The sequence below is a fragment of the uncultured Shewanella sp. genome, from assembly GCF_947501665.1.
In the GTDB taxonomy this organism is placed as follows: Bacteria; Pseudomonadota; Gammaproteobacteria; order Enterobacterales; family Shewanellaceae; genus Shewanella.
This window is the reverse complement of record NZ_CANMWS010000008.1, coordinates 151,252-165,686: the sequence shown is the minus strand read 5'-3', so window position 1 is coordinate 165,686 and position 14,435 is coordinate 151,252. Positions and strand designations below refer to the sequence as shown.

Annotated in this window: 12 protein-coding genes; 3 read left to right on the top strand and 9 right to left on the bottom strand. The window is 39.9% G+C overall.

Going from position 1 to position 14,435, the window contains the following annotated elements:
• Positions 1 to 18 precede the first annotated feature (18 nt).
• Positions 19 to 2,037 carry an alkyl sulfatase dimerization domain-containing protein gene (locus tag Q0976_RS07940; RefSeq protein WP_299492758.1) on the top strand — a complete coding sequence of 673 codons (2,019 nt, stop codon included), beginning with the start codon at positions 19 to 21 and terminating at the stop codon, positions 2,035 to 2,037.
• A gap of 244 nt (positions 2,038 to 2,281) precedes the next feature.
• Here Q0976_RS07940 and Q0976_RS07935 read toward each other — a convergent pair whose 3' ends face one another.
• Both Q0976_RS07935 and Q0976_RS07930 read right to left on the bottom strand, forming a co-directional pair.
• Positions 2,282 to 3,622, bottom strand: a complete 1,341-nt coding sequence (locus tag Q0976_RS07935) for a hypothetical protein (protein WP_299492756.1) — start codon at positions 3,620 to 3,622, stop codon at positions 2,282 to 2,284.
• Positions 3,623 to 4,450: 828 nt separating this feature from the next.
• Positions 4,451 to 5,500: an OmpA family protein gene (locus Q0976_RS07930; RefSeq protein WP_299492754.1), complete on the bottom strand. Its 1,050-nt coding sequence runs from the start codon at positions 5,498 to 5,500 to the stop codon at positions 4,451 to 4,453.
• Positions 5,501 to 6,438: 938 nt separating this feature from the next.
• Between Q0976_RS07930 and Q0976_RS07925 the strand changes: the two genes are divergently transcribed.
• The gene (locus Q0976_RS07925) at positions 6,439 to 7,032 is read left to right on the top strand and encodes a LysE family translocator (protein WP_299492803.1); all 594 of its coding nucleotides are present in this window, start codon (positions 6,439 to 6,441) and stop codon (positions 7,030 to 7,032) included.
• 279 nt (positions 7,033 to 7,311) lie between these two features.
• A complete protein-coding gene (locus Q0976_RS07920) occupies positions 7,312 to 8,172 on the top strand; it encodes an alpha/beta hydrolase (RefSeq protein ID WP_299492752.1) in 861 nt (286 codons plus the stop codon).
• A gap of 91 nt (positions 8,173 to 8,263) precedes the next feature.
• Here Q0976_RS07920 and panC read toward each other — a convergent pair whose 3' ends face one another.
• The 7 genes from panC to sfsA all read right to left on the bottom strand — a co-directional run bounded on the left by panC (position 8,264) and on the right by sfsA (position 14,291).
• On the bottom strand, positions 8,264 to 9,109 hold the full coding sequence (gene panC, locus Q0976_RS07915; protein ID WP_299492750.1) for a pantoate--beta-alanine ligase: 846 nt from the start codon (positions 9,107 to 9,109) through the stop codon (positions 8,264 to 8,266).
• A gap of 42 nt (positions 9,110 to 9,151) precedes the next feature.
• Complete coding sequence (panB, locus tag Q0976_RS07910) at positions 9,152 to 9,946, bottom strand: 3-methyl-2-oxobutanoate hydroxymethyltransferase (protein WP_299492749.1); 795 nt, start codon at positions 9,944 to 9,946, stop codon at positions 9,152 to 9,154.
• A 30-nt stretch (positions 9,947 to 9,976) separates the two neighbouring features.
• Positions 9,977 to 10,486 carry a 2-amino-4-hydroxy-6-hydroxymethyldihydropteridine diphosphokinase gene (gene folK, locus Q0976_RS07905; RefSeq protein WP_299492748.1) on the bottom strand — a complete coding sequence of 170 codons (510 nt, stop codon included), beginning with the start codon at positions 10,484 to 10,486 and terminating at the stop codon, positions 9,977 to 9,979.
• A complete protein-coding gene (gene pcnB / locus Q0976_RS07900) occupies positions 10,483 to 11,787 on the bottom strand; it encodes a polynucleotide adenylyltransferase PcnB (RefSeq protein ID WP_299492747.1) in 1,305 nt (434 codons plus the stop codon). The genes folK and pcnB overlap by 4 nt, the downstream gene beginning before the upstream one ends.
• Positions 11,788 to 12,012: 225 nt before the next feature.
• Positions 12,013 to 12,891: a tRNA glutamyl-Q(34) synthetase GluQRS gene (gluQRS, locus tag Q0976_RS07895; protein WP_299492746.1), complete on the bottom strand. Its 879-nt coding sequence runs from the start codon at positions 12,889 to 12,891 to the stop codon at positions 12,013 to 12,015.
• An 83-nt stretch (positions 12,892 to 12,974) separates the two neighbouring features.
• Positions 12,975 to 13,418 carry an RNA polymerase-binding protein DksA gene (gene dksA / locus Q0976_RS07890; RefSeq protein WP_299492745.1) on the bottom strand — a complete coding sequence of 148 codons (444 nt, stop codon included), beginning with the start codon at positions 13,416 to 13,418 and terminating at the stop codon, positions 12,975 to 12,977.
• 168 nt (positions 13,419 to 13,586) lie between these two features.
• On the bottom strand, positions 13,587 to 14,291 hold the full coding sequence (gene sfsA / locus Q0976_RS07885) for a DNA/RNA nuclease SfsA (RefSeq protein WP_299492744.1): 705 nt from the start codon (positions 14,289 to 14,291) through the stop codon (positions 13,587 to 13,589).
• Positions 14,292 to 14,435 lie beyond the last annotated feature (144 nt).

Sequence of the window (14,435 nt, the reverse complement as noted above, 5' to 3'; positions counted from 1 at the left end):
CAATTTTGGAGGCTCAAAATGAACAAGATTTTTACACCATTAACTGTTTCTCTTGCAATCCTAATGTCTTTCGGCGCACATGCTGATTACACATCACTAGAGAACTACGAGGGGCTGCCAGCGACAAAGCATACCGTTAAAGCCAATGCAGAAGTGGCAAAAAATCTACCATGGGCTGATAGGGCTGCATTTGAACGCACTTCTCAAGGACTCATCGCAGCATTTGACGATCATGATGCGGGTGAGTTAAAGAGTCGATTTGACTACATGAATGGCCAAACGCCTGAGAAATACCCATCTTCTGTAAACCCTTCTCTGTGGCGTCAAGGCCTACTTAACTATGCGGCAGGGGGTCTGTACGAAGTCACTGATGGCGTCTATCAGATCCGTGGCGCTGATCTTTCAAACATGACCATCTATCGTACTGAAAATGGTTATGTTATTCATGATCCACTTCTTTCTGATGTTGCAGCCGCAGCCGCTTGGGATTTTGCGAAAAAACATCTTCCTGCCATTAATGGTAAGCACAAAATTACTGGTATGATTTACTCTCACATGCACGCAGATCATTTTGGAGGCTCTCGAGCCATTATTGATTCTGGTGACTTTGCCGACAATGCTGAAATTTACGCACCCAAGGATTTTCTGAAAGAACTTGCTGATGAAAATATTATTGCTGGTATCGCAATGGGACGCCGTGCTGGTTACCAGTACGGCATGAATCTTGAAAATAGTACTAAAGGTATCGTTGATAATGCTCTAGGCCTTGGCACTTCCCGTGGTACGGTAACCTTAGTCGCACCAACGGTGGAAATTAAAGATCGCGAAAAAGTTGTGACTATCGACGGTCTAGACTTCCACATGATTAACATGCCTGGAGCGGAAGCACCTGCTGAGGTAGTAATGTATGTACCTAAGTATCGAAGTTTAAATACAGCAGAGCTTACTTACGATGGTATGCACAATATTTATACGTTTCGTGGCGCTAAAGTGCGTGACTCCCTGCTCTGGACTAAGTATCTAACGGAAATGAAGGTGCGTTTCATTGATAGCGGCCTTGTCGATAATATTCACTCCGCTCACTCTGCACCTGTTTGGAATGATCCTAATACGGAGGAAAATGAAATCTCTGATTACATCACACTACAGCGTGACAACTATGGTTTTATCCACAACCAAGCGATGAGACTGGCTAACCACGGTGTCAGTATCAATGATGTTGGTCGTGAAATTGAAAAACTCGTTCCTCAGGCACAATTAGATACATGGCATACTAACGGTTACCATGGTTCATATAACCACAATGCGCGTGCAGTTGTGAATTTATATCTTGGCTACCATGATCTTAATCCTGTCAACACGAACCCATTACAAACTAAAGATAAGTCATGTGTTTATGTCGAAGCTTCTGGTGTAGAAATACTTTACAAAGCGGGTATGTCGCACTTTAAGGATGGTGAGTATCAAGCAGCATCACAGCTATTCAATGACTTAGTTCAATGTGATCCCAATAACGTTGAATACCGAAATGCACTAGCCAATAGTTTTGAACAGCAGGGGTATCAATCCGAAACAATGGCTTGGCGTAATAGCTATTTACAAGGTGCTGTAGAGCTACGTACAGGCAAGATAGAGCCAACAATTAAAATGGCATCTTCTGATGTGATTGCGAATACTCCAACAGGTATGTTCCTCGACTTTATGGCTGTAAGGTTAAATGCTGAAAAAGCAGAGGCTGCAAACCTAGATTTTAACTTTGCAGTCTCTCACCCAGACTTAGGCGAGCAATACTATGGCGAGGTATCCAATGCTAACATGTCAAACATCGCTGTAGACAAGTTGCCTATTGTTGATGTTGAGTTAGTCATCAATAAAACAGATTTCACTAATCTTATTCTTAAAGACGTTGAGCTAAAAGAGTTACTTAAATCTGGTCAGGCTCAAGTTAAGGGGGATGCTGACTTACTGAGTCAACTTGTAGACGGACTCGATACCTTTGATGGCCTATTTGAAATCCTGCCAATGCCAACTCAATAGTATTTAGTCTGACGTTAAAGGCAAGCGTTAAATAGCTTGCCTTTTGTCTATTTAATCAGAGCAATCAACTAAGCAGTAATCAACTCGGCCATCTATTGGTAAATGTTTAATTTAGTGGTCAATAAAGGTGTGGTTTTGCTTTGATGAAATAGCCCCCAATTTTTAAAGTGGGGGCTATTTTGATGGTGATGGATGATTCATATTATCTTTTTAACTCGATGTGAGAAACGTATAAACATTGATATTAAAAATCCCATTCAGACAGTTCTGTTACATCAGAGCAAAGTTGTGTAGTAATTAACGAGCCATCGCTGTTACTGTCTCGTGTCATGCAGCGCTCATTCCCATCAGGGTGTTCATGGCTTAAGTATCCAGTATTGCGATTGTATTGCCAGGATATGCCAACATACGGCGCATTGGTGGCACAGTCTAGCAATGTTGTATGCCCCAACCAAGATACTATGCAGAGATCATGTCGAGTCGCATTATGTATTTTGCCTGATGCTGTATCATAGATCCAAGTATTATTAGGATTTGCATTACAGTGCTGAACATAATGTAATATTTCTCCAGCCTGTAATGGGCCATTTACTTGTAGGCATGAGTTTTGGCCCGCGCCATAAAGTATTCTTCCTTCGCAGGGCTCCTTAAAGCAACGTATTGGCATTGTTATCACGACACTGCCAGAAGGGGTTGGACGAGAGGCCGGTATCAAATCGGGATCAGTTGATGCATAGCCTACTGCATAGCTTCCACCACCTCCCCCAGCGCTGACTCTATAAGCCCCCCCACCTCCGCCATAACCATCCCCACCTCTAACGACGTCAGAACCGCCTTTGCCTAGAAATTCAGAGGTGCCATTAGTATGACCCAGACCTCCTTGTCCTAATCCATTAGGGTTGCCTCCTCGCCCAAATGTTTCATTTCTACGTTCTTCACCATTAAATCCTGATGCACTCTCACCATAAGCATTGCCCCCGTTACCGCCACGTCCACCATTATCGGCATTGAAACGGCCGCTGTATTTTTGAACATTGCCACCTCCCCCGCCTCCGCCAGCAACAAGAAGGTAGGTGTCATCTGTACTCACGATTGAGGCTTGGCCAGGACCATTAGCGACCGATAATGTCAAGGGAGTTTGAAGGTTACTGACTATTTGGTAAGTACGTGCTTCACCTCCAGTTCCTCCATCTCCTACTTTACCGCCCATTCCAGATGATGATCTAGGCACTATACCTTTTGCTCCTTCAGCACCAAATGCTTGTATGAGGATAACGTCGTGATCGGCTAAGCCCAAATCATTAATATTAAAGTCTAAGGATTGTGTTGTTGTGCACACGAGTGACGTTTCATTTCTCGTTTCACTAAAGCCTTCGGGGCAAGCATTCATACTTGCAAAAGCGGTATTAGAGAAAGTTGCAGCGATAAAAGTTAAGCCCATCAAACATAATATGGTTGAGTATGAAGACCGCTTTTCTTGATTCATTGATAATCGTTTTTGGCTCATGCTCAATTGAGAAATAGAAGGATTAAACACTTTATTTCTCATTTTATGTTGGATGTTTTTCCAATTAAATAAATGCATAGTATATCTCCAAACATTATACCGTATAAAAGGAACATAAAATTCAACTTTGAATTTCTATTTACCTTATAGTTACATTAGATGGTGAGATATTACCTTATTAACAAGGTAGTTAATAAGCTGCAGAAATATTATTTTACAATTGCTTTACTAGCGGGTGATTTGTATTTTACATTGAGAGCTGATGCCTTTGTTGGCAACCACTATTTTTAAATTTTTATTTAGTTAAGTGTTTTCTATTTAGGATGTGTTTTGTTTTTGCATTTAATTTATCATGTGTGCTTGATTATATTTGCTTTTTACATTTACTTTTTATTACATTTTATTTGTTTATTAAATATTATTGTGACTTTTATTTATTTTTTATCAATATGATAAGTTTGATGTAAGTGGGTGTTTAATATTAAATATCAACATGATGAAGCAACTTTTATTTTTTTTAAGGTGTTAATGGATAAATATTAATAGGTGTTAGGTTAAGCTGTGAATAAATAGAATTGTTAACTCATTTTAACTTTTACTTTGAAACTTAAGGCATTAACTTTTTGTGATTAATTTTTGTTAACTTTATGCTTATTTGCATTATTGTTATAAAAACTTACTAGGAAAAGTCAATATTGCACCATCTTAAAAGGCAATAAGTCTTTCTCTAATATTGCTTAGGCTCTTTGAAGGTAGGTGTAAAGGCTTAGACATTGTTTTGCTATTGCTTGGGGAAAGGATGTTTTAGGGGGGAAATGTTTTCTTTGTGACTTAAGGTGGGGCATTTCAACCACAAAGAAAAGCGGTTTATTTTGATGAATCACAGTGTAAAACGTTACTCATAAATTATTGTGTGGGATCTATGATAATGACTTCTGCTTCAATACGACGGTTGGCTTCATTTGCAATGGATGAATGCCCTTGAATGAGCGGTTGAGAAAACCCATAACCTATTGAGGTAATACGGGCAGGGTCAATATCAAACTTCAATACTAACAGTGCCTCAACGGCCTCGGCGCGACGTGTTGACAGTGTTAGATTGTATTTAGCCGAGCCAACATGAGAAGCGTGACCTGATATTGTGACTTTGCTATTAGGGTGAACGTTCATAAAGTCGGCTACTCTTTTAATATCTTGATAGGCAATCTCATTTATTACTGTAGAGTCATGTTCAAACTTTGCATTAATATCAAACTTATAAGGAGTATCAACGAGGGGGAGTTTCTCTTCAGTGATCTTGTCTACTTTCGCTGCGGCTGCTGTGTTTGCTGGCTGTTTTTTGACTTGATTGCTAAAACGATAACTCAGTTTTAGACCCCAATAATTATTTTCTAAATCATAGCGGCTATTTGATGCCGCATTTAAATCTTGATAATGCCGATATATTGCCGAGAGCATGATAGTGTCAGTAATATTAAATCCGATACCCGCACCCAAATAGGGCGTGACATCCGTATGGTTTCCCGTATTCATATCGCCATAAATATTGCCCCATTTATTGGTGATTTTACTGTTGTAACCCATGGCGCCAACTTCGGTATTAATATTCCAACGTTCGGCAAGTGGGTATTGAGCGACTACCCCTAATGTGACTCCTTTTGTATTGATTTTACCGTAATCATTGACTTCACCGTTATTATCCGTCCAATAGGCTTTGCCTAAGTCTCGATAACCCAGTTCAATACCGATATATTGGTTAAGCTGGTAACCCGTAAAGAGTTCCCAGCCATAAGACGTATCATCACAGGGAGAAATAATATTCTTGTCACATTGGCTTTTATAATCATTAATGCCTGCACCGACACCGATATACCAAGGAGTGAGTTCAGTTTGAGCGAATGTTGAAAAAGAAATCATAAACGTGAGTAATGTCGATAAGATTATTTTAGTTTTCATACAACCCTTTATATTTTTATTGGTATTTCACTCAATAATCTAAACAAAGAAACAGGGAGGTAAAATCAGGTCTTATACTTAGGTATTGTTTATCTTCCTTGTTTTTAAGTTCATTATTAACGATTTTTTGGCAGAAGATGGGGCGTTTTATTTAGGTTGTAACTTGTAAGTTATTGAAAATAATCAGTTGAAGAGGTTAGTGGATGCTATGCTGGGTGATGGGTGAATAATGAGATATACAGTACAAACCTTTACACTTCAATGATGAAGTATAACGATTATGATATATACCTATGTATTATAAATGTGTTTTTTATTGAGTATATATTGGTAAATAAGACTTATAGGTTGTAATTTATTTAATAATTTATCTACTGTGTTAGTTATATTCTTTCTAACGAATAAGGCTTAACAGAAAGGAGGCAATAATTTGTAAATCTTTGAGCTTGATAAGTATTATTAACGTGATGAGTAGGGTGAGTAAAAAAATGCAAGTAGGGCTATTTAATGGGAGCGTCAATATTCTGGTTGGCATGATAAACCGATGAAAAATATATTAGAAAATGATGAGTTTAGCAAGACAGACAATAATAAAAAGCTCACAGAGATAGGTGACATTATTATTTTATTATTATGAAAAGATAAATATATAATTTGAGTATTACCTTAATTTTAACCTACTAAAAATAAATGGTTTTATTTTTCATTAACATTTAAAGTACAGAGTATTGAGTCGTTAGTAATGAGTGATTTGTATTTACCATGGGATTAATTAACAACTTATCTATATAGCTTTATATAAGCTGAATTAAGAATAGAAAATGTAAGAAATAGTATTTTTTTACTGAAGGTAAGCTGAAGGGGACTTTTTTCTGTCACATTTGCTGATTATAGTGCCGCCATCTGCTTATTGATAACGTCAAACGAAGAAAATGACTATTACCTTATTGACTAGTATTGCTGTGTTTGCTTTTTTTTATGCGATTACGCCAGGCCCAAGTAATATTACTTTGATGGCATCGGGTGTTAACTTTGGATTTAGACGAAGTTGTCCCCAATTGTTGGGTATTGGTGTTGGCTTTCCTTCATTAGTATTAGTTACAGGATTCGGCTTAAGTGGTTTTTTCCATGACTATCCTGTGGTGCAAATGGCAATCAAATATGTTGGTATTGCTTACCTTTTATATCTTGCTTGGTGTATTGCCAATAGCCGTACCAAAGTGGATCCAGACAAAAAGGTAAAGCCCTTTAGCTTTATTCAATCGGCATCTTTGCAGTGGATTAACCCTAAGGCATGGGTGGCAGCATTAACGGCCATCGCAACATTTACTTCCAGTACTCAGGCTATTGACAAGCAAGTGATCATGATTTCAGTCGTGTTTTTGTTGGTCACATTACCTTGTGCTTTGCTGTGGCTTTATTCTGGTAAGGTGTTACAGCCACTACTCAGCAATCAAGCGTATCAAAATAAATTTAACTATATTATGGCTGGCTTATTAGTGACAGCCATTATTCCTATGCTGAGTGTGTAGAAGCGTGTTGTGTAAGACAAATAGAGTTTTTATTGTAAATATTTTGATACGTTAATTACTGTGAATATCCGCGAATTTGCTATTCTATTAGGTAAAGAGTAATCGGTTTAACTAACCTTAAGATTTCAAAATGACTCGCCTTTTTTGGCTTCTTAAGCTTATGGTTTGTCGTGCTTAAAGAATATAAACATAATAATGATCTTGTCGTTTTTTATTGGTAATCAGGGAAAATATAGTAAAGGCGATGAGGGAGTGCTTTGCTTCCTAAGGAAAGCGTCAATGGTGCTAACAGATAAAGAAAGTCATTATTTTTATACTAATGATGGGGTTAAACTGCATTACCTAGATAAAGGTGAAGGTGAAGGTGAAGCAATTGTTATGTTGCCGAGTTGGTCGCAATCGGTGGAACAATATCATCACCAAATAGCATTTTTTAGTCAGCATTATCGAACGATCGCACTGGACATGCGAGGGCATGGCCGTTCTGAATTAGCAAAATATGGCTATAAAGTATATCGATTGGCCAAAGATCTGGATGAGCTATTAGTGCATCTATCTTTAGTTAATGTGGCGCTATTGGGCCATGGATTAGGCGCTGCGGTGATCTTGTGTTATTGGGATTTATTTGGTTCGCATAAAGTCAATAAACTTATTTTGGTTGAAAGTGTGGCTGCTATGGTGAGTAATCCAGAATGGGATCCCCAACAAGTTGCTGATTATGGTCCATTAGTCGATCCTAATTCTGCGATGGATATTTACAATACTGTTTATGGAAACCAAGGTAATAACTATAAGGCAATGTTATTAAGCCATGAAATTTCTAGTAAAATGTCTAAAAAAGAAAAGCAATGGCTGATTCAAAATAGTTTTAATTTTCCAGGTAAATATGCAGCAGAGTTAATTTATAATCATTTTCATCAGGATTGGCGTGATGTTATTTCACGTATTAACGTATCAACGTTGATTGTAGCCGGGCGAGCGAGCCCAATATCGGTGAGCTCGCAAGAGTGGTTACATAAGCAAATAAAAGGCTCTCAATTAGTGATTTTCGATGAAGATGAAGGGGGTAACCATTTTATGTTTATTGAGGGGGCCGATAAGTTTAATCGGTTAGTGGATGAGTTTATGAAAAGCACTTAGCTGCTAATAAAATAATGGGCGAGCCTGAGCCCATTATTTTAAAGAATGGCATTTTAAAGGATACGACTTGAAATGATATCTGAGCAGCCCGTTAACGATTTACACACTGATTATCGATAAGGCGTGTGGTGCCCACTTTGGCTGCAATTAACACAACCAGTGCGTTATCATCATCGGTTGCGGGGAATAAGTTATCGGCATTACGAATTTCAATATATTCGGGGACTAAGCCCGCATTAATAAGGGTTTGCTCATGTCGATATGTGAGTTCATTGAGGTGAAGGCCCGCTTTGATATCATGAGCAATGGCATCAAGAACACGTTTAATGCTTGCTGCTTGCTGCTTTTCATCGGCGCTTAAATAACCATTGCGAGAACTCATCGCTAGGCCTGAGGCTTCGCGTTGAGTGTCGATGCCTATAATCTCGATGGGAAGCGATAAGTCTTCAACCATGGTTTTGATGACTAACAGCTGTTGAAAGTCTTTTTTACCAAACAAAGCAAAATCAGGCTGAATAATGTTAAAGAATTTACAAACAACAGTCGCGACTCCTCGAAAGTGCCCTGGTCGTCCTGCGCCACAAAGGGTTTCAGAGATTTTAGGGACTTCGACATAGGTTTGTACATCCATACCATTAGGGTAAATCGTTGAGCAATTAGGGGCAAAAAGTACAGCGGTCCCCGCGTCGCTTAATGCTTGTTGATCGGCCTTTAATGTTCTTGGATAGGCATGAAGATCTTCATTTTGACCAAATTGCATGGGATTGACAAAAATGGAGGCAATCACATGATCGGCTTTTTGAGCGGCAGCTTCCACTAAACTGATATGCCCTTGGTGTAAGTTTCCCATGGTCATAACCAGTGCAACGGTTTCCCCTTTTTGCCGCCAGCGTCGAATTTGAGTACGTACTTCATCTATGGTGTGAATGGTGATCATAACAGCGTGATCCTATCTCAATATGGTTGTGATTTAAGCCGATTAACTAAAGGTATGTTCTGGGCTTGGAAAGGTCCCTTGTGAGACTTCCTCTATATAAGCACGGATCGCGCTGCGAATTTCGCCCGTTTGCTTTAAATAGTTCTTAGAAAAACGTGGAATATAGCCGCTTGAAATACCAAGTACATCATGCATGACTAAAATTTGACCGTTAGTATCATTGCCCGCACCAATGCCGATCACAGGAATAGTGAGTGCGTCAGTGATGGCTTTAGCTAATGTAGCTGGAATACATTCAACAACGAGTAATTGTGCGCCTGCAGCTTCTAATGCCTTAGCTTCCTTGAGAATACGGTCCGCATTATCGGCATCACGGCCTTGCACTTTAAAGCCACCAAAAACATGAACAGATTGTGGTGTTAACCCTAAATGGGCACAAACAGGAATGCCGCGCTCTGTTAATTGAGTGACGGTACTCAATAACCAATGCCCGCCTTCAATTTTCACCATATTGGCACCAGCTTTCATTAAGGTACTGGCATTTGTCATGGCTTGTTCTGGTGTGGCGTAACTCATAAAAGGCATATCAGCAATGAGTAAAGCGCGCTCAATACCCCGGCGAACACAGCGTGTATGGTAAGCAATATCTTCAACTGAAACGGGTAAGGTATCTGAATGCCCTTGTAATACCATTCCCATGGAGTCGCCCACTAAAAGCACGTCAACGCCTTCACTGTCAAAGGCACTGGCAAAACTGGCATCATAAGCGGTTAACGCTGTAAATTTTTTATTTTCTTGCTTAAACTTTAATAAGGTAGAGCCGGTAATTTTTGACATAATGATAATTTAACCCTAATGAATATTGCGTTATTGTGCCAAACAAGATGTGGCTGTTGTTGACACTTCAATGACACTTAATTCTTCTTGTATTGCCGGTGTGATATACCTTTTTAAGGGCGTACCACAAGGTAAAATGAGTGTTGGTGCTAGCTCAAATAAGGGGACTAATACAAAGCTACGTTGGGTCATTCCAATATGTGGCACTGTTAACCTTGGCAGCGAGAGTTGCTCATTACCATAGAGAATAATATCTAAATCTAAGGTTCTAGGTCCCCAATGTTCTAACCTAACTCGGCCTTGATCATGTTCAATCTTTTGAAGTGCATTCAATAAGTCAATCGCCGACAGAGGCGTATGAAAGCAAGCGATTGCATTGACAAAATCTGGCTGCACCACTTCACCCATAGGGCGAGAACGGTAATAGCGTGATACCTTAACATCAGAATCAGATAATGAAGCAAGCGCCTGACAGGCTGCATCTAACTGTGCCTCAGGGTTGGCTAAATTTGCCCCTAATGCGATATAAACCCGTGTCATGCGCTTGAGTTATCCTGATTGTTTGTCGGCTTACGGCGGCGGCCTTGGTTAGATCGACGTTTACGAGGAGAGTGTTTATTAGCTGAGCGAGCAATCACACTGCGCTGCTCTTCGCTACCTTCAACAAAGCTTTTCCACCAAGCGGCATGCTTAGCAATTGCACCTCCTTCAGCGCTTGCGCGTAAGAGCAGTAAATCGTACGCGGCTCTAAATTTAGGATGTTCAATAAATTTAAACGCGCGAGTGCCTCGATTACGTTCAAACCTGAGTTGTAACTGCCAAATATCTTTAGTGATAGTACTAAAACGTCTTGGAATACTGATAGAGCGGCATTGTTGTTCCATGACATCACCCATGGCAGCATAATAGGCATCATAAGTGCTTAAGCCACTTTCTAGTGCGATATCATCAGCACGTTGACTTAATGGATACCAAAGCAGCGCTGCATAGAAGAAAGCGGGGGTAACAGGTTTTTCCTGTTGAATTCTTTGATCTGTATTGTCCATCATTTGGCTAATGAGCGCGGTGATCGGTGCTTGATTATTTTCATTGAGCTGAGCATCAACCAGTGGAAATAAAGGATGGAACAAGCCTAATTCACGCATCATAGTGTAGTTCTTTTTGGCTTTACCCGATAAGAACATTTTCAAGACTTCTTCATACATGCGAGCAGCAGGAATGTCTTTCAATAATGGCGCCAATGTTGGAATAGGCTTGGCGGCTTTTACATCGATTGTCATATCGAGCTTAGTGGCAAAGCGCACTGCACGTAGCATACGCACTGGATCTTCGCGGTAGCGAGTATCAGGATCGCCAATTAATCTTAATGTACGTGAATCAAGATCTTGTAAACCGCCACCATAGCTGTGAATACTAAAGTCACTAATATCGTAATATAATGCATTGACGGTAAAATCACGTCTTTCAGCATCCTCATCGATAGTGCCATAAACATTGTCACGTAATAAACGCCCCGATGCATTGGTTTTAGAGATTTTTTCGCCGCTATCTACATGATGGCCCCTGAGGGTTGCCACTTCAATGACATCCCGTCCAAAAACAATATGTGCTAATCGAAAACGTCTACCCACCAAGCGACAATTACGGAATAAACGTTTAATCTCTTCAGGTGTCGCATTGGTGACTACATCAAAATCTTTGGGGGCAAGCCCAAGTAAAATATCTCGAACTCCACCGCCGACTAAGTAAGCTTTATATCCAGATTTATGTAATCGATATAAAACTTTTAGAGCATTTTCGCTAATTTGTCTGCGAGAAATATTGTGGGCTTTTCTCGGCACAACATCCAGCCTTAGCCCATCTGATGTGGCGTCTTCTGTGGTTGTTTTATCTTCAAATAGCTGTTTGCAGAATTGACTAATACGGCGAAAAATGGGACACCTCTGATTTAGATTGTCACTAAGATTAAAAATTTAGGGGCATATGATACCCCAAAAATTATAGATCCCCAAGCTGACGACAGCCGTGTGTGTATTGAGTCGTTTAGAAACGGAAAAAAACAATGATTAACGAAGGAGAATTTCTGTTTGGGTCGGGATGTTATGGTACTCAAATTGTGCGATGGCTTGAGAAAGCATAATGCGAGGGTCGGCTTCAAGTGTGACGCTTTTTTGTCCTAAAAATTTCAGCGCTTGATTAATACTGTGTTGAGGCTGATGACAATTAATTGCAGTAGCATGATTTTGCTTTGACAATTTTCTTCCTTTTTCTTCACAGGCCAAAGGTAAATGTAGCCAATGAGGGGGCGTTTTACCCAGCAAGTGAAATAAACTGATTTGTCTGCCCGTCGGGGTGAGTAAATCACTGCCTCTTACGACTTCGGTGATTTGCTGAAAAGCATCGTCAATGACAACGGCCAATTGGTAAGCATAAAGGCCATCACTGCGCTTAATGATAAAGTCTTCTGCTGCAAAGTCCGCAGGTATGTGGACTGTACCTTTAATTTTATCGTCAAAGTCCGTGATGGCAATCGGGTTACGTATGCGAATGGCACCGAATGTGGAAGGGGTTGAGGTTTGTCCGCAACGACCATCATAAAAGCCTCCCATGCTTTTGATGTCTTTTCGAGAGCATTGGCAAAAATAGGCTTGATTATTGCTTAGCAGTTCATCAATGAGGGTTTGATATTGTAAGCGTCGCTGACTTTGATATAACACATTTGCGTCCCATTCAAAACCAAAGGCGTCTAAAGTATGCAATATGAGATCGGCAGCGCCCTCTTGTTCTCTTGGAGGGTCAATATCTTCCATGCGAATGAACCATTGGCCTTGCTGTGAGCGTGCACGTAAATAGCTGCCCAGTGCGGCCACTAATGAGCCAAAATGTAAGGGGCCTGATGGAGAAGGCGCGAATCGACCTCGATAGATAACAGGGGGAGTTGTCATAAAGGGAATGAATATCTAAGGCTGGCAGCAAGAATAAAATAAACGAAGATCACTGCATGATCTTCGTTTACGAATTAGCGGCATTAACCCGCTAGTTGTTTTTCTTTGATTTCAGCTAAGGTTTTACAATCAATGCATTGATCTGCAGTAGGACGAGCTTCAAGACGACGAACGCCAATCTCGATACCACAAGAATCACAGAAACCAAAATCATCTTCTTCGATTTTTTGGAGTGTTTTTTCAATTTTCTTGATTAATCGACGTTCTCTATCACGAGCACGTAATTCTAAGCTAAACTCTTCTTCTTGAGCTGCACGATCGACAGGATCTGGGAAATTGGCAGCTTCATCTTGCATATGGTTGAGGGTACGATCTACCTCCTCTCGCAGTTGTCCACGCCACGCTTCAAGGATAACCTTGAAATGGGCTAACTGCTCTGAATTCATGTATTCCTCACCCGGTTTTTCTTGGTAAGGATCGACTCCTGCTATAGCGAGTACGCCAAGTTTTTTGTTGCCTTCAGGCATAACGCATCTCCTGTTAATCGTTTGCGTTCTGGGTGTCCATAATTAATGGCCGCTATCTATACCAGAATACATAAGTATAATCAAATAATTTATTTTTATTTTATTTTAGCAAAAACTTATTAAAGACTATGGGGCCGAAAGGCCTTTTTATCAATACTTGATGTAAATTTAATCGTTAAACGCACAAGCTTTAATCAATTTGATTTCTGTCGGATCCATGCTGCAGCGATACGCCAAAACTTCTACGCCTGCTTTTTGTGCTTGTTTAAGTAATTTAGCATAGTCTGGATCAATATGCTCAGCGGCTTTAACACTTTGTATCCCCGTATGTTGTACTACAAAAAGTAATACAGCTCTGTGACCTGCACTCACCATCTCCATCAGCTCTCGCAAATGTTTTTGACCTCGAGTGGTGACTGAATCAGGAAAATAACCTTGTTTGCCTTCAAGCAAGGTGCAACTTTTGACTTCTATATAGCAAAGTGGCAAATTTTCATCTTCTAATAAAAGATCAATTCGACTATTTTCGTTACCGTATTTCACTTCTCTTTTTACTGTTTTGTAATCTAATAGTTCAGTAATGATCCCCTCTTTAATGGCTTCTTCGGCCAGTGTGTTTGCGCGAGCGGTGTTGATGCCGATATAGTCATTATCAGGAGTCTGCATTAATTCCCATGTGCGAGAATATTTACGCTTGGGATTAGTGGAGGTTGAAAACCACACTTTATGATCGGGATACAAACAATTTTTCATGGAGCCTGTATTAGGACAGTGTAATGTGACTTCAGTGCCATCTTCCAATGTAATATCTGCTAAAAAGCGTTTATAACGTTTAATTAAGGTGCCGGATCCAAAAGCGGGGGAGAATTTCATTGTATGGGCGTTATATAAAGAAGGGTGGCGACAGCATAGCAAGATTACGGATTGAAAATAAGGTCTAAACAGTGTGCTTAAGAGGACTAATCAAGTAAACTATTTGCATTATAAAATATACATTTTCATAACGTTTATCCCATA

Bases quoted from the DNA above. Each gene is read 5' to 3' on its own strand.
- Q0976_RS07940 (WP_299492758.1), top strand. From the start codon at position 19: ATGAACAAGATTTTTACACCATTAACTGTTTCTCTTGCAATCCTAATG.
- Q0976_RS07935 (WP_299492756.1), bottom strand. From the start codon at position 3,622: ATGCATTTATTTAATTGGAAAAACATCCAACATAAAATGAGAAATAAA.
- Q0976_RS07930 (WP_299492754.1), bottom strand. From the start codon at position 5,500: ATGAAAACTAAAATAATCTTATCGACATTACTCACGTTTATGATTTCT.
- Q0976_RS07920 (WP_299492752.1), top strand. From the start codon at position 7,312: ATGGTGCTAACAGATAAAGAAAGTCATTATTTTTATACTAATGATGGG.
- panC (WP_299492750.1), bottom strand. From the start codon at position 9,109: ATGATCACCATTCACACCATAGATGAAGTACGTACTCAAATTCGACGC.
- panB (WP_299492749.1), bottom strand. From the start codon at position 9,946: ATGTCAAAAATTACCGGCTCTACCTTATTAAAGTTTAAGCAAGAAAAT.
- folK (WP_299492748.1), bottom strand. From the start codon at position 10,486: ATGACACGGGTTTATATCGCATTAGGGGCAAATTTAGCCAACCCTGAG.
- gluQRS (WP_299492746.1), bottom strand. From the start codon at position 12,891: ATGACAACTCCCCCTGTTATCTATCGAGGTCGATTCGCGCCTTCTCCA.
- dksA (WP_299492745.1), bottom strand. From the start codon at position 13,418: ATGCCTGAAGGCAACAAAAAACTTGGCGTACTCGCTATAGCAGGAGTC.
- sfsA (WP_299492744.1), bottom strand. From the start codon at position 14,291: ATGAAATTCTCCCCCGCTTTTGGATCCGGCACCTTAATTAAACGTTAT.